This window comes from Thermodesulfomicrobium sp. WS (genome assembly GCF_027925145.1).
Classification (GTDB): domain Bacteria; phylum Desulfobacterota; class Desulfovibrionia; order Desulfovibrionales; family Desulfomicrobiaceae; genus Thermodesulfomicrobium.
In genome coordinates this window covers 2339669-2357780 of sequence record NZ_AP027130.1, presented here as the reverse complement: position 1 = coordinate 2357780, position 18112 = coordinate 2339669, and the positions used below count along the sequence as shown (strand labels likewise).

16 protein-coding genes are annotated in these 18112 nt (G+C 64.4%); 5 read left to right on the top strand and 11 right to left on the bottom strand.

Annotated features, from left to right (window positions below; translation table 11 throughout):
* Window positions 1–351 precede the first annotated feature (351 nt).
* Genes htpX through flgB form a run of 8 tightly spaced genes read right to left on the bottom strand, consistent with a single transcriptional unit; the run spans window position 352 to window position 7081 of the window.
* Window positions 352–1197, bottom strand: coding sequence for a zinc metalloprotease HtpX (gene htpX / locus QMF81_RS11335; protein ID WP_281750912.1), 846 nt, complete (start codon window positions 1195–1197; stop codon window positions 352–354).
* 56 nt (window positions 1198–1253) lie between these two features.
* Window positions 1254–2585, bottom strand: a complete 1332-nt coding sequence (locus tag QMF81_RS11330; RefSeq protein WP_281750911.1) for a FliI/YscN family ATPase — start codon at window positions 2583–2585, stop codon at window positions 1254–1256.
* Window positions 2578–3261: a FliH/SctL family protein gene (locus QMF81_RS11325; protein WP_281750910.1), complete on the bottom strand. Its 684-nt coding sequence runs from the start codon at window positions 3259–3261 to the stop codon at window positions 2578–2580. The genes QMF81_RS11330 and QMF81_RS11325 overlap by 8 nt, the downstream gene beginning before the upstream one ends.
* Window positions 3254–4276: a flagellar motor switch protein FliG gene (fliG, locus tag QMF81_RS11320; RefSeq protein ID WP_281750909.1), complete on the bottom strand. Its 1023-nt coding sequence runs from the start codon at window positions 4274–4276 to the stop codon at window positions 3254–3256. Before fliG ends, QMF81_RS11325 begins: the two co-directional genes overlap by 8 nt.
* 1 nt (window position 4277) lies before the next feature.
* On the bottom strand, window positions 4278–5882 hold the full coding sequence (gene fliF / locus QMF81_RS11315; protein ID WP_281750908.1) for a flagellar basal-body MS-ring/collar protein FliF: 1605 nt from the start codon (window positions 5880–5882) through the stop codon (window positions 4278–4280).
* 29 nt (window positions 5883–5911) lie between these two features.
* A complete protein-coding gene (fliE, locus tag QMF81_RS11310) occupies window positions 5912–6235 on the bottom strand; it encodes a flagellar hook-basal body complex protein FliE (RefSeq protein WP_281750907.1) in 324 nt (107 codons plus the stop codon).
* A gap of 10 nt (window positions 6236–6245) precedes the next feature.
* Window positions 6246–6674, bottom strand: coding sequence for a flagellar basal body rod protein FlgC (flgC, locus tag QMF81_RS11305; RefSeq protein ID WP_281750906.1), 429 nt, complete (start codon window positions 6672–6674; stop codon window positions 6246–6248).
* A complete protein-coding gene (gene flgB / locus QMF81_RS11300) occupies window positions 6674–7081 on the bottom strand; it encodes a flagellar basal body rod protein FlgB (protein WP_281750905.1) in 408 nt (135 codons plus the stop codon). The genes flgC and flgB overlap by 1 nt, the downstream gene beginning before the upstream one ends.
* A 166-nt stretch (window positions 7082–7247) precedes the next feature.
* Here flgB and QMF81_RS11295 point away from each other — a divergent pair, with 166 nt between their 5' ends.
* The 5 genes from QMF81_RS11295 to QMF81_RS11275 all read left to right on the top strand — a co-directional run bounded on the left by QMF81_RS11295 (window position 7248) and on the right by QMF81_RS11275 (window position 12336).
* Entirely contained in the window at window positions 7248–7808 is a 561-nt protein-coding gene (locus QMF81_RS11295) for a tetratricopeptide repeat protein (protein WP_281750904.1), read from the top strand.
* Between the two features lie 101 nt (window positions 7809–7909).
* On the top strand, window positions 7910–8500 hold the full coding sequence (locus QMF81_RS11290; protein WP_281750903.1) for an IMP cyclohydrolase: 591 nt from the start codon (window positions 7910–7912) through the stop codon (window positions 8498–8500).
* A gap of 142 nt (window positions 8501–8642) precedes the next feature.
* Window positions 8643–10163, top strand: a complete 1521-nt coding sequence (gene hflX / locus QMF81_RS11285) for a GTPase HflX (RefSeq protein ID WP_281750902.1) — start codon at window positions 8643–8645, stop codon at window positions 10161–10163.
* A gap of 99 nt (window positions 10164–10262) precedes the next feature.
* Window positions 10263–11552: a double-cubane-cluster-containing anaerobic reductase gene (locus QMF81_RS11280; RefSeq protein ID WP_281750901.1), complete on the top strand. Its 1290-nt coding sequence runs from the start codon at window positions 10263–10265 to the stop codon at window positions 11550–11552.
* Complete coding sequence (locus QMF81_RS11275; protein WP_348772176.1) at window positions 11545–12336, top strand: acyl-CoA dehydratase activase; 792 nt, start codon at window positions 11545–11547, stop codon at window positions 12334–12336. Before QMF81_RS11280 ends, QMF81_RS11275 begins: the two co-directional genes overlap by 8 nt.
* On the opposite strand, the gene QMF81_RS11270 is transcribed toward QMF81_RS11275, so the two are convergent.
* From QMF81_RS11270 to QMF81_RS11260, 3 genes are read right to left on the bottom strand one after another with little or no spacing between them, the layout of a single operon-like run.
* Window positions 12291–14738, bottom strand: a complete 2448-nt coding sequence (locus QMF81_RS11270) for an acetate--CoA ligase family protein (protein WP_281750900.1) — start codon at window positions 14736–14738, stop codon at window positions 12291–12293. The genes QMF81_RS11275 and QMF81_RS11270 overlap by 46 nt on opposite strands.
* Window positions 14739–14770: 32 nt before the next feature.
* Window positions 14771–16840 (bottom strand): methyl-accepting chemotaxis protein, encoded by a 2070-nt coding sequence (locus QMF81_RS11265; RefSeq protein ID WP_281750899.1) that lies wholly within the window; start codon window positions 16838–16840, stop codon window positions 14771–14773.
* A gap of 36 nt (window positions 16841–16876) precedes the next feature.
* A complete protein-coding gene (locus tag QMF81_RS11260; protein ID WP_281750898.1) occupies window positions 16877–18106 on the bottom strand; it encodes a sensor domain-containing diguanylate cyclase in 1230 nt (409 codons plus the stop codon).
* Window positions 18107–18112: the final 6 nt, after the last annotated feature.

Here is an 18112-nt window from a genome sequence, read left to right as displayed (position 1 = left end):
CAAAACACAGCCCGCTTTCCAGCAGCGGATAGGCCGCGTTGCAATCCACGCCCCCGCCTGGGGGGCGACGCCCCCAGGAGATGATCCGGCCGGCATCGGGCTTGCGTTTCAATCCACGCCCCGCGTGGAGGCGACACCCTCTCAGCGGGAGCCCGAAGTCTCTGGTTCCACGCAATGCGTCCGCAAGGAGATCCTCCTGTTGCCCTGGGCCGCGCCGCGCACGCCGCGTCAGACATGCACCCGCTTTCCCGGAATCCTCCCCACGGGGATGGCCTGAATTTCCCCCCCCCCCAAAAAAAAAAAAAAAACGCCCGGAAGAACCGGGCGCCCATGCCTTCAAGAAAACTCCCCCTAGCGGCCCGCCATGGCCTTGAGGCGGGCGATGCGCTCTTCTACCGGCGGGTGGGTGGAGAACAGGGCAAGCACGTTGCTGCCAGAAAGGGGATTGACGATAAAGAGGTGGGATGTTGCCGGGTTGGCATCCATGGGCATCATATGGGCCGCCTGCTGGAGTTTTCCCAGCGCCGAGGCAAGGGCAAGGGGCTTTCCGGAAAGCTGGGCGCCGGCCTCGTCGGCAAGGAATTCCCGGGAACGGGAGACGGCCATTTGCACCAAGGTGGCGGCGATGGGGGCGATGATGGCCATGATGAGCCCGCCGGCCAGACCCGGTCCTTCTTCGTCGTCGCCGCGGCCCATGCCGAAGAGCACCGCCCATTGCAGCCAATTGGCGAGCATGCTGATGGCGCCGGCGATGGTGGCGGCGATGGTGGCGATGAGGGTGTCGCGGTGGATGACGTGCCCGAGTTCGTGGGCCATGACGCCCATGAGTTCATCGCGGTTGAGGATCCGCAGAATGCCTTGGGTGGCGGCGACTGCCGCGTGCTTGGGGCTTCGTCCCGTGGCAAAGGCGTTGGGGCTTTCCGTGGGGATGATGTACACCCGCGGCATGGGGATGCCCGCCCGTTGGGCCAGTTCCTGGACGATGCCATAGAGCACCGGCGCCTCGGCAGGCCCCACTTCCTGGGCGCCATACATGGCAAGGACGATTTTATCTGAATACCAATACGCGAGGAAATTCATGATTCCCGCAAGGCCCAGGGCCATCACCATGCCCGTCTTCCCTCCCATGGCGCCGCCGAGAAAGACGAGCAGGGCGGTGAGCAGGGCGAGAAAGATGGTGGTCTTGAGCTGATTCATGCACCGTCTCCTTATGGTTTGGAAATAGGGGGCGCTTTGCCAGATCGGCGAAGTCTTCAGGTAAGGGCTGATGCGGACGAGTCAAGACGGGCGAGGGCGAGGAGGGCGTCGAAACTCTGCGCAAGGGGGGCTTCCTCGGATACGTCCTGGCGCAGGAATTTGCGGATGGGATCAATGAGGTTGAGGGCACGGTCAATCTCGGGCGTCGTGCCTTTTTGGTAGGCGCCGATGTTCACCATGTCTTCCACGCGGGTGTAGGTGGCGAGCACCGCGAGGATGTCGCGGGCGGCACGGCGGACTTCAGGCGGGGTGACGTCGCCTGCCAGGCGGCTGACGCTTTTGAGTACGTCGATGGCGGGAAAATGACCCTGATCGGCCAGATCGCGCGTGAGTACGATGTGTCCGTCGAGGATGGACCGAGTGGCGTCGGCCACGGGTTCGTTGAAGTCGTCGCCTTCCACGAGCACCGTATAGATCCCGGTGATGCTCCCCTGCGGTGCCCGCCCGGCGCGTTCCAGCAGGCGGGGCAGATGCGAGAATACCGTGGGGGTGTAGCCGCGGGTGGTGGGCGGCTCGCCGGCGGCAAGGCCGATCTCCCGGGCCGCCATGGCAAAGCGGGTGACGGAATCCATCATGAGCAGGACGTCCATGCCTTCGTCGCGGAAAAACTCCGCCATGGTAGTGGCGGCGTAGGCCAGACGCAGGCGCAAAAGCGGGCTTTGGTCCGAGGTGGCCACGAGCACCACCGAGCGGGCCATGCCCTCGGGGCCGAGATCTTTTTCCATGAATTCCACCACCTCGCGACCGCGTTCTCCCACAAGGGCGATGACGTTGACGTCCGCCGAGGTGCGCCGCGCCATCATGCCCATGAGGGTGCTCTTGCCGACCCCGGACCCGGCCATGATGCCCACCCGCTGCCCTTTGCCGAGGGTGAGCAGGGCGTTGATGGCCCGCACGCCGACGTCGAGCGGCTCTTGGATGCGGGGGCGTGTCAGCGGGTTGGGCGGATCGGCATAGAGGGGACGAAAGCGGGCCGGGGTGATGTGCACCCCGGGCGTTAGCGGAGTCCCGAAGGCGTCGATGGCGTGCCCCAGATAGCGGTGTCCCACGGGAAAGATGGGGGGGGTGGCGGTGGCGCGCACCCGACTGCCCGGGCGGATGCCGCGCAGATCGCCGTAGGGCATGAAAAGGATGCTGCCGTCGCGAAAGCCCACCGCCTCCACAGGGAGGGGAGGAGCGCCTTCGGTGAGCACGTGGCATACCGCTCCCAGCGGGACTTCGAGCCCTCGGGCCTCGGCAATGAGCCCCACCACCTTGGTCACGGTGCCGTAGACATGGATCGGCTCCAGGCGTTCCAAGAGCTGGAGGCCAGCTTGCAGGTCAATCATGGTCGATGAGCTGCGTAAGGATATCGAGCACCTGGCGCAGGCGTTCGTCCACGGTGTTGTCCACGACGGTGCTCCTCGATTCGATGCGCACCCCGCCCTGGGAGATGGCGGCGTCGGCGCGCACGCGCACGCCGCGGCCCTCTTGGGAAAGCGAGCTGTGCGTCAGGAGTTCTTCCATGAGCGGAGCGTCTTCTGGATGGACGAAGACGGTCATCGGCCCTTCATCCAGGAGTTTGGCCTGGGCCTCGGCAAAGAGGGCCCACAGGGCTTCTTGGCGCTCTGCCTGCAGCAGAAGGCCCGTGGCCTTCTCCACCGCCAGGATCAAGAGCTGGCGCAGCAGGGCGTCGCGTCGGGTGGATTCCTCCTGGGCGTGGGCGCGCAGCTCGGCATGCAGGGCTGTGGTGAGTGCCGCCAGTCGTGCCAGCTCTTCCTGCCGCTTGGCCTCGGCCTGGGCGCGGCCTTCTTCCAGACCTTGGGCCTGCGCCTGCTCGCGGATTTTCTGGGCTTCAGCCATGGCCTCGGCCAAGATGGCCTTGGCCATTTCCTCGGCGCGGGCGCGCACGTCATCGAGATAGCGCGTCCGAGTGTCTTCATCCCATGCCCCGGCATGGCGGGAACGGGTGGCAAACGCCGTGGCATCGCCCAGGCGGCCGTGAAGGATGCGCGGCCTAGACAAGGACGTCGCCTCCGCTGCCGGCAATGACGATGCGGCCTTCGCCTTCCAGGCGGCGGACGGTCTTGACGATATTCTGCTGCGCCGCCTCCACTTCGGAGAGCTTCACCGGTCCCATGATCTCCAAGTCCTCGCGGATCATATTGCCCGCACGCTCGGAGAGGTTCTTGAAGAACTTTTCCTGGAGTTCGGGCGGGGCGGTCTTGAGGGCCAAGGTGAGGTCCTCGTTGCTGATCTCCTTGAGGATCTCCCGCACGGCCCGGTCGTCCAGCTTGAGGATGTCCTCGAAGACGAACATGAGCTGCTTGATGTCCTCGGCCAGTTGGGCGCTTTCTTCCTCGATGTCCGCCATGATCTCGTCGCTGGTGGTGCGATCGATGGCGTTGAGGATCTCGGCCACAGCACCCACGCCGCCCATTTTTTTGCCTTCCCTGCCGCCGATGGCGATGAGCTGGGATTGGAGCACGCGGTCCACCTCCAGGAGCATTTCCTCGGCCACGGCCTCCAATTTGGCCAGGCGCATGAGCACCTCCGCCCGCACCCCAGGGGCGAGGTGCTGGAGCAAGGCGCCGGCGCTGTCTGGTGGTAGATGTCCCAGGATCAGGGCCAGGGTCTGGGGATGTTCGTTGCGCAGGATCTGGGCGAGGATCTTGGGGCTCACGTTGGCGAGTTCTTTGAAGGGCACCGGACCAGTGTCCAGGTCCAGTTCATCGAGGATGTAGCGGGCGGTGTCCGAATCCAGGTTGGCAGTGATCATCTTGCGCACCTGTTCCGGACCGCCGTAGAGGAGTTCTTGGCCGAGGACCATGGCTTGGTTGAACTCCTTGAGGACTTCCTCGGCCTGCTCCTTGGTAATGGTATCCAGTTCGGCCATGGCCTTGGATACGGCGGTGATTTCCCGGCGATCCAGCTTCTTGAAGACTTCGGCGGTAAAGGCGTCGCCGAGGGCCAGAAGGAGCACCGCGGTTTTTTGCGGTCCGGTAAGCCGGGCTTGGGTTTTGGCCGGGGCGGGAGGCATCTTAGGACTCTCCTTGGGCCAGCCACTGGCGCATGATCATCAGGGCCTGCTCCATGTTCTGTTCCACCAGCTGCTGGGCAAGAATCTTGGCGTTTTCGATCCGTTTGGCCGATTCCATAGCCTCCATTTCCTCGTCGCTCAAGCCTTCGAGCAAGGCTTTGCGTTCTTCGGCGGCTCCCAGGGCGCTCATGGCCTCCGCGCCAGCCTCCTCGCTGACCTTCGGTTTGATGAGGGCAAGGACGATGGGCCGGACCACGAGAACCAGGAAGATGAGGATGATCAAGGTGTTGAGGAGCGGTTTGCCCAAGAGCTGGAAGTAGTTGGCCGCGATCTCCAGGAAGGTTTCCTGCGGCCGCATGGTTTCGTCGCCGAACGGAATGGACGAAACTTCGATGGCGTCTCCGCGGGTGGCATCGAAGCCCACGGCCCGCTGGGCCAGATTGCGGATGCGTTCGATCTGCTCCATGGGCAGGGGTTGGAATTGGGGCGTGCCATCGGCGCCGACGCTGGAGGTGCCGTCGACGAGCACGGCGATGCTCAAGCGGCGGATGGCCCCGGCCTGGGAGACGATTTCCTGTTCTTCCCGGTTGATTTCATAGTTGACCGTGGAGGTGGTGCGGCTGGTTTCCTGGGTCGTTCCTGTGGATCCGAGGTTGTTTTCTCCTTGAAAACCAGGATTGCCGCTTTGGGCGGCGTTGGCCGTTCCGCGGCTGGTTTCATCACTTTTGACCTCGCTACGCACCACCTGGTTTTTGGGGTCAAAAAGCTCCTTGCGCACCACGGTGCGGTTGAAGTCCAACTCCGCCGTGACCTTGGCGATGACCTTGCCTTGGCCCACCACCGGGGTGACCAATTGCTCGATGCGGCTCTCCAGGGAGCGCTCCAGGGCCCGTTGGGACTCCAACTGCGTGGTCGAGAGCCCCGTCTGGTCTTTGGCCTGGGGCTCGAAGAGCACCTTGCCGCGGTTGTCCGTGACCGTGATGTGCTCTTGGGTGAGTCCTCCGACGCTGGAAGCCACGAGGTTCACCACCGCCTGGACCTGCTGGGAAGAGAGGCTGCGTCCGCCCTTGAGCTTGACCATCACCGCAGCAGAGGGCGGGGTTTGCTCTTCCACGAACAGGCTTTTGGAGGGGAGCACCAAGTGCACCCGGGCGCTTTCCACCTCCGGGAGCTCGGAGATGGTGCGCGCCAGCTCCCCTTGCAGGGCACGCTGGTAGTTGATGTTTTGCACAAAGCTCGTCTGTCCGATCTTGTTGGCGTCGAAGATCTCAAACCCCATGCCCTGACCACGCAAGGTCCCCTCTCCGGCAAGCTTGAGGCGCAGGTCGTACACTTTTTCCGCGGGCACAAGGATTGTGGTGCCACCGTTTTCCAATTTGTAGGGGATATTGTCTTTTTGGAGCATCTGCACCACTTGGGCGGCGTCCTCGGGGTACAGCTGGTTGTAGAGGGGACGGTATTCCGTGTGGTTGAGCCAGTAGAGCATGATCGCAAAGGCCAAGAATGCACATGCCACAAGGCCGGCGATGGTAATGCGCTGCGGCAGGGTTTTGGTCCCCCAAAATTCCGTGACCTGTCCCAAGAATTTCTGAAGAAACGGCGGCATAGTGGTGCTCCGTGTCACAAACTATCTGTTTAGAACTGCAACCGCATCACTTCCTGATAGGCGTTCATCACTTTGTTGCGCACCGCAGCGGTGAGTTCCATGGCGAGACTCGCTTTTTGCAGTCCGATCATGAGCTCATGCACATTTTGGTTTTTGCCGGAGGCGAATTCTTCGATGAGCTTGGCCTTGTCCTGCTGCAGGTCGTTGACCGACGCGAGGGACTGGCGGACGGTCTCGGAAAAGCTGCGGGCCTGGGTTTCGGTGGCGGAAGCCGCAGCGCGGACCTTTTCTCGGGAAGCAGTGGCCTGTGCTGCCTGGGCGTAGGCCTTGAGGGCGACGGGGGTAATAGCCATGAGGCACCTCCTAGCGGCCGATTTCCAGGGCCTTGGCGAACATGTTCTTGGCCGTGGTGATGGTGGAGACGTTGGCCTCGTAGGCGCGCATGGCCGAGAGCATCGCCGTCATCTCCTCCATCACGTTGATATCTGGATAGTTCACGTATCCTTCCTCGTCGGCGTCCGGGTGCCCGGGCTCGTACACGCGCCGGAAGGGGCGGTCCTGGGTGCGCACCTCCTCCACCCGCACCCCGGAGAGATTGCGTTCGCGGTCGAGCAGACTGGCAAAGGGCGACATGGGCGCCTCGGCAAAGATGGGCTCTTTGCGGCGATAGGGGCCGCCCTCCATGGTGCGCGTGGTCTTGGCGTTGGCAAGGTTCATGGCCGTCACATCCAATTGGGTGCGTTGGGCCGTGAGGCCGGAGGACGCGATATCGATGGCTTGAATGAGGTCCATTACTTGCCTCCTTCCTGGATGATTTTCTGGATGCCTGCGTAGCCCTTTTGGAGCACTGTGGCCAACGTCGTGTAGGACAGGGCGTTTTTGGTCATGAGGGCCATTTCCGTGTCCAAATTGACGCCATCGGTCCCAGGCACCACGCGGGGCTGGAGTTCCCGCAGGACGCTGCCGATCTCGCCGGGCCGGAAGGGGCTGGGAGCGTGTCCCGTCCGAGTGCGGGCCAGGCGGTAGGTGTCGTCCAGGTCGAGCGCGGCCTGGAGCGCTTTTTCAAACTCAAGCCGCCGCGGCTGGTAGCCTGGCGTGTTGAGGTTGGCGATATTGGAACTGACGAGATTTTGACGTTCGAGCTGCAGGTCCATGACCGCGGCGCTGACCTCAAGATGGCGGGGGAACAGTGTTTTCATGCGAACATCTCCTTGGCGCGGCTGTGGATGGGCCGCCTCGGAGCGGGGGATTGCAATGGGTGTTCCAAGGCTGTCGGAGCGAAGCAAATCCTCGGTTACGGTGCTTTTGGCATCACCCTTGCTTTCTCTTCAGGCAAGATTCCATTTTTTCCCTAAGGAGGATGCCATGAGTTCCCATCTGGATTACGAAATCAACAAGGAATTGGGTGAATGTTATTTGTTCATGGGGGATTACGACAAGGCAGAGTCGTATTACCTCAAGGCCGCCGGCAGTAACGGCATCCACCCGGATCCCTATCTGGGCCTGGCCACCATCGCGGTGCATCGCGGTGAGTTGGATCGGGCGCTGCACCTCTACGAGCGCGCCGAATCCATCACCTCTTCGGACAAGTCGCTCACCGGCATTGGGCTGATTGCCATGGAGCAAGGAGACCTGGAGCGGGCGCACGAGGCGTACTCCAAGGCCTTGGGTATCAATCCCGAGAATTTGCTCGCCCTCTTCGGGCTGGTACAGACCGCCCATCGCCTGAACCGCACGGCCGATGCGGTGGAGTACTTGCAGCGCTATCTGGAGGTGGATCCCGCCAAGGTGGAAGTGCGCTACTCCCTTGCCGGGTGTTTGGTGGCGTGCGGCCGCAGCGCCGAGGCCGAGGAGCAGCTCCGTCATATTTTGGACCAAGATCCCAGCTACGCGCCGGCATTGGAACTTTTGGCCCAGTTGGTGTAACCGGTCTTGGCGTCCTCCCGGGCGGGTCTTTCGGCCCGCCCAAGCTTGCCAAGGCGCGGTGATGCTGGCAGGAAGGCCCCACTTCGGATACGGGGGTGCCTATGGATATCTTGCCGGTGCGCCGGGCGATCTTGAGTGTGACGGATAAAAGCGGGCTGGTGGATCTGGCCCGGTTTTTGGTGGATCAGGGGGTGGAGTTGGTGTCCACCGGCGGGACCCGGCGGCTTTTGGTGACCGAGGGGCTGCCGGTGCGCTCGGTGCGCGAGGTCACGGGATTTCCGGAGATCCTGGGCGGCCGGGTGAAGACCCTGCACCCGGCGGTGCACGCCGGGATCTTGGCGGACAAGGACGACCCATCCCACCTGGCCGTGCTCAAGGACTTGGGCCTGGCCCCGTTTGATGTGGTGTGCGTCAATCTCTATAATTTCGCCCAGGCCGTGGAGCAGTCCTTGGACGATCGTCGGGCCATCGAACAGATCGACATCGGCGGCCCCACCATGCTGCGGGCGGCAGCCAAAAACTTCCATTCCGTGTGCGTGCTCCCCTCGCCGCGGGTATATGCGGACTTCATGGCCGAGCTCGCGACCCATGGCGGCGTCTCACTGGCCTTTCGTCGGCGCATGTGCGTGGAGACCTTTGCCGCCACCGCCGCCTACGACGCCATGATCGCCGAGTATTTGCAGCGCGCCTGAGCCTCAAGGAGAACGTCCCATCGCCTCTTCTCCGGTCGGCAATCTCACCGGGCTGCGTCCCGGACAGCTCAAGGCCCTTTCCCGTCTGTTCCATCGCCGTTTTCCGAGCCTGGGGGGCTTTACCCTGGATCAGGCCCGGGAAGTGGCGCTGCTTTCCGCGGACATGGGCCGGCAGATCGGCATTCTCATCTCCCGCAAAGGCATCCCGGAGATGGTGGTGGTGGGCGATGCCCACGGCCTCGTCATTCCGGAGCTCTCCCGCATCCGCCATGCCGGCTCCCGCCTGGCGGGGGTGCGTCTGCTCCATACGCATTTGGGGGACGGCCTGCTTTCCGAGGAAGACCTCATGGACATGGTCTTCCTGCGCCTCGACGCCGTCACCGTGGTGACGGTTTCGGCGCAAGGTGAGCCCCTCCAGGCCCAAACCGCGCATCTGCTTCCCCCTGGGGCGGCGGAAGGGGCCTACCGGGTGCTTGCGGCTTGCCGGGTGGAGCAGCACGCCGTGGACCTGGCGGCCGTCGTGGCCGGGGTGGAGGAAGAGCTGGATCGGGCAGGAGAAAGCATCGCCGCCAGCCTTTCCGAAGAGCGGGCCGTGCTGGTGCACGTGGGGCCGGAGCCCCGAGCCGTGGCGGAGGCCTCGTTGGCGGAGCTGGCGGAACTGTGCCGCACCGCGGGGCTTGATGTGGCGGGCCGGGTGGTGCAGCGCAATCCCTCCATCAATCCGCGCTCCATCCTCGGCAAAGGCAAACTCGCCGAGGTGGAGGTCCTCGCCTTGCAGCGCGAGGCTGGGGCCTTGGTGTTCGACTGCGAGCTCACCGCCACCCAGCAGCGCAATCTGTGCGAGCTCACCGAGCGCAAGGTGCTCGACCGCACACAGGTGATCCTCGATATCTTTGCCCAGCGCGCCAGAAGTCGTGAAGGCAAGCTCCAGGTGGAGATGGCCCAGCTCAAGTATACGCTTCCGCGGCTCGTCAAGCAGAACCGGGCGCTCAGCCGCCTTACCGGCGGTATCGGCGGCCGCGGTCCAGGAGAGACCCGCTTGGAGCTCGATCGCCGCAAGATTCGCGACCGCATCGCCGCCATTCGTCACGAATTGGACGCGGTTCGCGCCCACCGCCGCGTCACTCGCAGCCGCCGCGAACGCAGCGGCCTGCCTGTGGTCTCGCTGGTGGGATATACCAATGCCGGAAAGTCCACCCTGCTCAATGCCCTCACCGGCAGCCAAGTCCTGGCTGAAGACAAGCTTTTTGCCACCCTGGATCCCACCACCCGCCTGCTGCGCGTCCCGCGCCTGCGCGACGTGGTCCTCACAGACACGGTGGGATTCATCCGCCACTTGCCTGAGGACCTGCGCGAGGCCTTCATGGCCACCCTGGAAGAGCTGGAAAACGCAGACCTCCTCCTCCATGTGGCCGATGCCGCCAGCCTTGAACTGGAAGAACAGATGGCCGCCGTGGAGGGCATCCTGGAAGATCTCCACCTGCAGGACACCCCACGCCTCCTGGTGCTCAACAAGTGCGACCTCTTGGATGCCACGGCCAAGGATAACCTCGTGGTCCGCTTCCCGGAGGCCGTCCCCGTCTCCGCCCGCTTTGGCCACGGGCTCGACGCCTTGGTGGAGCGCATCGTCGGGCATATGGAACGAATGCATCATTCTTTTTGATATAAAAGATCTTCTCGTATTTATCGTGCCGATTTGACATCGGCCGTTTCCTGGTGCTGAGAAAGGCTCCCGTTTTCTTTTTACCGCAAAGGAGCCTGTATGCAACACGACGCGTATCGCGCCATGTGGGAACGCTTGGATCTTGACCTGCCGGCCCATGACGGCCTCTTGCAGGTGCTCGGCAAATTTTACGGCGATATCTACATGTCCCAGCAGGGCCGGCTGCAGGGCATGGAGTATCTGGATTTCGTCCTCTCCGAGGTCCACGGCCTGCGTATTCAAGAGCTCCAGGAGGCCAAGGCCCAGGGCCGTAAGGTCATCGGTACGTTCTGTGTTTTTGTGCCGGAGGAGATCACCCTGGCCGCGGGGGCCATTCATGTGGGACTGTGCGCTGGGGCCGAGGCTGGCACGGAGCTGGCCGAGCAGCTTGTGCCGCGCAATACCTGCGCGCTCATCAAGAGCTTCATCGGCTTCAAGCTCGCCAGACTCTGCCCGTTTACCCAGAGCTGTGACCTGGTGGTGGGCGAGACCACCTGCGATGGCAAGAAAAAGGCCTATGAGGCCTTTGCCGAGCACGTGCCCATGCTGGTGTTGGAAGTGCCGCAGCAAAAGCAGTCCTGTGATCGCGAGCTGTGGAAGGCCGAGGTGCTGCGCTACAAGGCCGAGGTGGAGGCCCTTACCGGCCAGACCATCACCGCCCAGTCTTTGGCCGCGGCCATCCGTACAGTCAACGCCCGGCGCCGGGTGCTGCAGCGGCTGGGCGCCTTGCGGGCGGCCAGTCCTGCTCCCATCTCCGGCCGCGACGCCCTGCTCATCAACCAGGTGAGCTTTTACGACGACCCGGTGCGCTTTGCCGGCGCCATCAGCACCCTTTGCGACCAGATGGAGGCGCGGGTGGCTGCGGGCGAGGGCGTGGCGCCGGCAGATACTCCGCGGCTTGTGCTCTCCGGCTGCCCCATGGCGGTGCCCAATTGGAAGCTCCCGTACGTGGTGGAGAGCGCCGGCGCGGTCATCGTGGGCGAGGAGTCGTGCATCGGCACCCGCAACACCCGTGACCTGGTGGATGAGTCCGGGACCACGGTGGAGGAGATGATCGACGCCATCGTGGACCGCTACCTGCGCATCGACTGCGCCTGTTTTACGCCCAATAGCGAGCGCATGGACAACGTGGTGGATTTGGCCCGGGCCCAGAAGGCCGACGGCGTGCTCCAGTATACGCTGCTTTTCTGCCAGCCTTACGGCCATGAATCCATGAAGCTTGCCCGGCGTCTGGAGGCCGAGGGCATCCCGAGCCTTGCCATCGAGACCGATTACTCCATGGAGGACGTGGAGCAGCTCAAGACCCGGGTGGAGGCTTTTGTGGAAATGCTGCGGAGCCGCCGTGGCTGAGATCGTCGCCCTGGGTATCGACGTGGGCTCCCGCTCCATGGAGTTGGTGGCCCTCGATGCCCAGGCCGCGGTGGTGGACAGCGCGCGCCTGCCCACCACCTTCCATCCGGTGGCCCAGCTTGCGGCCCTGCTGGCCGGCCGCACTGCCCCCATGGTGACGGCCACCGGTTATGGCCGGGAGTTGGTGGCCCAGGTGGTGCCCGCTGCGGTCGCCACCATCACCGAGATCACGGCCTACGCCCTGGGGGCGGCGGTGTGCGCCCCGAAGGCGCGCACCATCCTCGATATCGGCGGTCAGGACACCAAGGCCATCCGCCTGGATGCGGCGGGGCAGGTGCTCAAGTTCGAGATGAACGACCGCTGCGCCGCGGGCACCGGGAAGTTTTTGGAGCACATGGCCACGGTCTTTCAGATTCCGGTGGAGGAGTTCGGCGTCTTTGCCCTGGGCGGTCAGGAGGGGGTGCGCATCAACGCCATGTGCACGGTGTTTGCCGAGACCGAGGCCACGTCCCTCATGGCTCAGGGGCACCGGCCTGAAGACATCGCCTTGGCCCTGCACGCCTCGGTGTGCCAGCGCACCGCCTCCATGCTCGGCCGGGTGGGGCTGACCCCGCCGCTGCTCTTTGCCGGCGGCGTGGCCCGCAACCCGTGCATGGTGCGTCTGGTGGAGAAGTTCACCGGGGTTTCCCCCATCATTCCCAAGGACCCGGACACGGTGGGCGCCTTGGGCGCTGCCCATCACGCCTGGAGGCGCTGGGCCTCGTCGGCGCGGTCCGCGTCGTGACGCAGGCGCTGGGCAAAGAGCCGGGCCTGGAGGTAGCGGCCAAGACAGCGCATGGCAGCGTCGGCATCGGCAAAGACTGGAATCCCATAGGCGGCGAGCGCGTCGGTGAGGTGCGGGGCAGCCCCGTCCACAACCACGACCATGGGCTTGGCGCTGGTCTGAAAGAGGCCCCCGAGCCGGTCAATGAAGGCCGCACTGGCCGCGGGGCTGAATGAGGGGGAGAGGGGAATGAGCCCCACCACCAGGGCGTCCACGCCGGGATCGGCCTCAAGGGCGCAGGTGACGGCCTCGAACACGGCTTCCGATGCCCCGGGGGTAAGATCCAGCGGATTGGTGAGGGCCACCAGGCGGCCCAGCCCATGGGCGTCGAGGGTGTGCGCGATGGCCCGGCGGGTGTCTTCCCCGAGCACGGCCAGGCGCAGGTGGTAGCCTTCGCCGTGGATGGCGTCGGCCATGCCCACGGCTTCATAGCCTGCAGAAGAAAGGGCGGCCACGCGGTTTCCGGTTACGGCCTTGGCATGTAGCGCCTGGGCGAGGCGGAAAATCCCGGAAAATTCTGCAAAATCGGTGCTCACCACGGCCCCGGCCTGGGTCAGGCAGGCCTCGGCCACGGCGTAGTCGCCTGCCAGCGAGGCGGTATGGCTGGAGGTGGCGCGCTTGCCTTCCGGCGTGCGGCCGGCCTTGGAGACGATCACGGTTTTTCCCTGGAGCACGGCCTGGCGGGCGGCTGCGGCAAAGGCAAGGCCGTCGCCGTCGGCAAAGCCTTCGGCATAGACCGCCACCACGTCCATGGCCTCGTGCTGGGCAAGGTAGGCCATGAGGTCGCCCAGGGTGACGTCCGTTTGGTTGCCTATGGAGACGAGGTAGGCGGGATGAAGGTCGGCAAAGCGGCTCATGCGCGTGGCCATGAACGCCCCGGACTGGCTGACGAAGGCTGCGCGGCAGGGGGGTTTTTGCGGTCGGCGGGGGAGTTTGTCTTCGGGGATGAACCAGGCGTCGTAGCGGCCGGGGTGGGAGATGATCCCCATGGAGTTGGCGCCCACGAACACCGGGGCATGTCCCTGGGCGCGGGCGGCGTCGATGCGCTGGCGAAGACTCTGGGCCAGGTCTTTGCTGTCTTCGGTCTCGCCAAGACCGCCGGGGATGAGGAGTACGGCGGCAATGGGCGGGCCGTGGAAGATGTCGTCGAGAAGCTCCGGGACGCTGTGGGCGGGAACGGCGATGATGAGAAGATCCAGGGCGTGCGGGCGCGCCGTGAGATTCGGGATGCAGGTGACGCCGTCCACCTCCGTAGCCGTGGGGTGGATGACGAGCAGATGCTCCGGGGCAAATCCTTGGGCGAGCACGTTGTGGAGGATGGCGCGGCCGAAATTGGTGCGTGAGGCAGACACCCCGGCGATGGCGATGTGCTGGGGATGGAGCAGGGCGTGGATCTGCTCCGTGGGCCGCGGCGGCCGCTGCTGCGGGCGTTTGGGGGTAAAGCGGCACAGGCCGTCCAAGGGCAGCATCATGAAATCGTGGAAGGCAAAGGGGTTGATCTCCAGTTCTTCCAACACGAAAGCGCCTTCCCCCGCAGGCGAGAAAAACCGGGCCGTGGCGATCATGGCCGTGAAGCATTCTTCGAGTTGTTCGTCGCTCACCAGCCGGCGTTGGGCGCGCGTCTTGCCCGCAAGGATCTGGTAGCTGAGGGTGCGGCGAAAGAGATCGAAAAATTCCGCTCCCGAGGTGAGGTGCGCGGCGGCGCTCACCACCCCGCGCCACTTTTTGAGCCCTGCGGCCAGAAGCTCGGTATCCGTGCCGCCCACGCCGGCGGTGATCACCGGCCCGAACTCCCGGCTGTGGCGCAGCCCCACCAGCAGCTCGCTGCCCACGCTTTCCGAGTCCTTGGGCATCCATTGGACGCAGAGCACGCCGAAGGTATCCTGGATGAGGGCCTGGATGAGGTCGTCGCCGGTAAGTCCCTGATACCGCTGGGGCATGGTGGCCGGCGCGCGCTCCAGGCGTTCTGCCTGGGCTGTGGCGGTCTCGTAGGGCAGACGCCGGATGCCGGCACGGATCTTCTCCGGGTGGTTGGGCAGGATGCGCACCCCGCCCACATCGCTTTTGTGGACGATGGCCGGGGACACGATCTTGAGCACCACCTGGTCCCCCGGGAGCCCCTGGAGCTCATGGTCGGCAATGCGCACGCCGCGGGGGAAGAACCGGGCTTGCGGCACGGTTTCTGCGCCCATGTGGCGCAGGAAAGCGTAGACCTCGTGCTCCAGAAGAAAATGCCGCCCCTCGGCGGCGGCGTGATGGAGCACGGCCTCCATGGCGGCAAAGTCGATGGCGGTGGCGACGGGCATGGTGCGTCCTTCGTGGTGGGGGGCAGAACATGCGGCCATGGATGCCTTCGCGTCCATGGCCGCAGTTGTCTGGGCAACGCGTTGCCTGGTTACGAGATCTTGAAGCGCCGCATGACCTCGCGCAGGTCGAGCACCTTCTGGGTGACTTCCGCAGCGCGCATCTCCACGGTCTTGCTGTGATCCGTAAGCTCCGCCGCACGGGCGCCCATGGCTTCGTTCTCCTTGGCCATGGTATCCACCATGGTGTTGGTGGAGGCCACGCTCGTCGCCACTTCGTTCAAGCCCGCCGAGGCCTGCCCTACGTTGTCGGCGATGTCCCGCGTGGTCACGCTCTGTTCTTCCACCGCCGCCGCCACCGTGGCCACGACCTCGTCAATGGCGGAGATGGCCTGGCCCACGGCGCGGATGTTGTGCACTGTGCCGCCAATGGCCGTCTGGATGGCGCTGATGCGGTTGTGGATCTCTTGGGTGGCGCGGGCGGTCTGGTTGGCGAGCTCCTTGATCTCGTTGGCCACCACCGCAAAGCCGCGGCCTGCCTCGCCGGCGCGGGCGGCCTCGATGGTGGCGTTGAGGGCCAGGAGGTTGGTCTGGGAGGAAATGGCGGCAATGGCCTCCGTGACCTTGCCGATTTCTTGCGCGGCTTGGCCCAACTCGCCCAGTTGCTGACTGGTGACCTCGGCCTTGGTCACGGCATCCTGGGTGACGCCCTTGGCCCGCTCGGTGTTGCCCGCGATCTCGGTGATGGTGGCGGTCATCTGCTCGGCAGCGGCGGCCACGGTGGAGACATTGGTGCTTGCCTGCTCCATGGCCGCGGCCACGGTGTTCATGCGCTCCCGCACCTCCTTGGCCTTGGCGGCGGCGTTCAGGGCACCGATGCGGCCTGCCTCGGCGTTGTCCGCCATGGTTTTGGCCATTTGCGTGAGTTCCGTGGCGTTGCGGTCGAGAACGTCAGCGGTCTCGGCCAGGGAATGGATGGTCTGCCGGGTGGCGTCGATCATGGAGGCAATGCTTTGGGTCACATCGCCGATGATGTCCTTGGCCGGATAGTCCACCATGACGCAGTAGTCCCCCTTGGCGATGCACTGCGTGGCGTCCGCCAGCATGCGCAGGGGCTTTTGCAGCCCGCGCACCAAGAGAAAGGCCACCACGAGGCCGATCACCACAATGCCCGAACCTACCAAGAGATTCTTCTTGACGATGGCCGTATCCATGCCTTGCAGGAGTTCTGAGCGCTTGAGCCCGGTGCCGACGTAGAGGTCCCAGGGCTCGATGTAGCGTACATAGGTGGTCTTGGGTTCGCCCTCCCAAGGGTACTCCACAAAGCCTTCTTTGTGCTTGCGGAAGAGTTCGCCGATGGTGGGAAGTTCGAAGAGATTTTTGCCTTCGAGCTTGGGGTGGATCCAGACGGCGCCTTGGGAATCGTAGACGAAGAAATACCCGGATCCCGCTACCTTGATCCCGCTGATGAAGCTGCGCACCTCGGGGGTGAGGATGGGCCGGCCCACGAAGAGCGCCCCGATTACTTTGCCGGAGCTGTCCTTGAGGGGCTCGTACACCGTGATATACCATTCCTTCACCACAAAGGCCCGGCCGGTATAGGTTTTCCCTGCAAGAATGGCCTGGGTCACCGGGCTATCGGCCGGGATGTAGGTGCCGATGGCCCGGGAGCCGTCGGCCTTTTTCACCGTGGTGCCGATGCGCAGAAGTTTGCCGTCCACCACCTGAAAGAGGGTGGCGTCCGCGCCCTTGGCGGTGGTCTGGACCTGGTCCACCAAGGTGGTGTCTCCAAAAAACACGTCGATATCGCCGAGGGAAAGGAGTGGGATCTCGGTTTTTTCCTGCGCCTTGGTGACCTGGTTCACCATGGTCACGGGCTGCATGGGCTTTTCCCCGAGCTTGGGGGTGCCCAGGTCCGCCACGGTCTTTTGGAAGATGGCGAGGTCGCCTTGGAGTTTCTGCTGGAGCACGTCGTGTTGCATGTGCAGGGCGGCTGCGAGCGTGTCGCCTGCGCTCTTGAGGGAGTCCTTGCCCATGTCAAACGCATTGTCCACGGCCTCGCCGATACTGAAGACGCTGATGCCGGCAATGCTGACAATGACGAGGAGAATCATGCCCGCGTAGAGTTTGCTGTGAAAGGGGACGCGTTGGAAGACGTGCATGGCAAACCTCCTGCAAGATGGTTGTGGGAAGACACCCTACACGTGGGGTGCAGAACTTGGCAAGGGCTCGCGCACAGTTATGGATTGGCCGCGCCGCGCCTTGGCCGCGTACATGGCCACGTCCGCCTGGCGCAGGAGTTCCTCGAAACTCCAGTCCGGCTGCCATGAGGCGATGCCAATGGATGCCGAGACGCGGATGTGGTGGTTCATGCCGGTGTGGGCAGGGATATGGATGCCGAGCACCGCTTCTTCCAGGCGCCGGGTGAGGGTGCGGGCGTCCTCGGGGCTGGATTCGGGCATGAGGATGGCAAACTCGTCACCGCCGAGGCGCACGCAGATGTCGTAGCTGCGCACCATGCCGGCCAGGGTGCGGGCCACCTGCACGAGCACCAGGTCTCCCACGTCGTGTCCCAGGCGGTCGTTGACCGCCTTGAAGCCGTCGAGGTCGATGAAGAGGAGCTGCACGGACCGGCCTTTGCGGCGTGCCAGGTCCAAAAGCCGCGGGGCGTGCCGTTCCATGTAGGCGCGGTTGTGGATGCCGGTGAGACTGTCGCGCACCGTCAGGGCGTCGAGCTCGGCGTGCTCCAGGGCGGTCACCAGGGTGGAGCTCAAAATGGCGCAGAAGTGATCGAGGAAATCCGTGGCCTTGGTGCGGGAGAAGCGCTCTGGATCGGTGTCCAGGGCGCTGAAGATGCCGATGGTGCGGCGGGCGTCGTATTTGTGGCGCAAGGGGAAGATGACGCAGGAGCCTCGGCCGGGAAGGTCCAGGTCCAAAAAGAACGCGGGATCCGGCACCCGCGCTGCGGGGCCGATGTAGGGGGAAAGCCGGCCGCGCCGGTCTTCGAGGAAGGTGAGGCGGTCGAGGAGTTCGCTTGCCGGGGCTGCGGGGATGTCTTCGGGAAGGTGGCGGGCAAAGAGGTCGGCGTCCAGGACGAGGCGCACGGCGGGAAGGTGCGTCTCCATGCGGATGGCTTCGAGCACTTCGGGGAGGTCCTCCAGATCCGTGAGCTGGAGGATGCGGTCGATGGTGCGGCGGAAGGTCTGGAAGGTCTCCAGCAGCGACCGGTACGCCGCCACTGACGTGGAAAAGCCCTGCTTGGAGGCGGCGATGGTCCGCTCCAGCCGGGCGATGCGAGCCTCGGCGCTGTGGAGTTTTTCCCCTGCGGCGAGCACGGCTGCGCGCAGGATCTGGGCGTCTTCCGGGGCAATCCCGGGGGCGATGCGGTGGGTGATTGCTTCAAGGGTGGTCATGGGGTCCGAGTGCATGACGGC

Excerpts from the sequence above, each read along its gene's own strand:
- QMF81_RS11290 (WP_281750903.1), top strand. The coding sequence starts at position 7,910 with ATGGATATCTTGCCGGTGCGCCGGGCGATCTTGAGTGTGACGGATAAA.
- flgB (WP_281750905.1), bottom strand. The coding sequence starts at position 7,081 with ATGAAAACACTGTTCCCCCGCCATCTTGAGGTCAGCGCCGCGGTCATG.
- fliG (WP_281750909.1), bottom strand. The coding sequence starts at position 4,276 with ATGCCTCCCGCCCCGGCCAAAACCCAAGCCCGGCTTACCGGACCGCAA.
- QMF81_RS11270 (WP_281750900.1), bottom strand. The coding sequence starts at position 14,738 with ATGGACGCGAAGGCATCCATGGCCGCATGTTCTGCCCCCCACCACGAA.
- htpX (WP_281750912.1), bottom strand. The coding sequence starts at position 1,197 with ATGAATCAGCTCAAGACCACCATCTTTCTCGCCCTGCTCACCGCCCTG.
- fliE (WP_281750907.1), bottom strand. The coding sequence starts at position 6,235 with ATGGCTATTACCCCCGTCGCCCTCAAGGCCTACGCCCAGGCAGCACAG.
- fliF (WP_281750908.1), bottom strand. The coding sequence starts at position 5,882 with ATGCCGCCGTTTCTTCAGAAATTCTTGGGACAGGTCACGGAATTTTGG.
- QMF81_RS11265 (WP_281750899.1), bottom strand. The coding sequence starts at position 16,840 with ATGCACGTCTTCCAACGCGTCCCCTTTCACAGCAAACTCTACGCGGGC.
- flgC (WP_281750906.1), bottom strand. The coding sequence starts at position 6,674 with ATGGACCTCATTCAAGCCATCGATATCGCGTCCTCCGGCCTCACGGCC.
- QMF81_RS11330 (WP_281750911.1), bottom strand. The coding sequence starts at position 2,585 with ATGATTGACCTGCAAGCTGGCCTCCAGCTCTTGGAACGCCTGGAGCCG.
- QMF81_RS11260 (WP_281750898.1), bottom strand. The coding sequence starts at position 18,106 with ATGCACTCGGACCCCATGACCACCCTTGAAGCAATCACCCACCGCATC.
- QMF81_RS11295 (WP_281750904.1), top strand. The coding sequence starts at position 7,248 with ATGAGTTCCCATCTGGATTACGAAATCAACAAGGAATTGGGTGAATGT.
- QMF81_RS11280 (WP_281750901.1), top strand. The coding sequence starts at position 10,263 with ATGCAACACGACGCGTATCGCGCCATGTGGGAACGCTTGGATCTTGAC.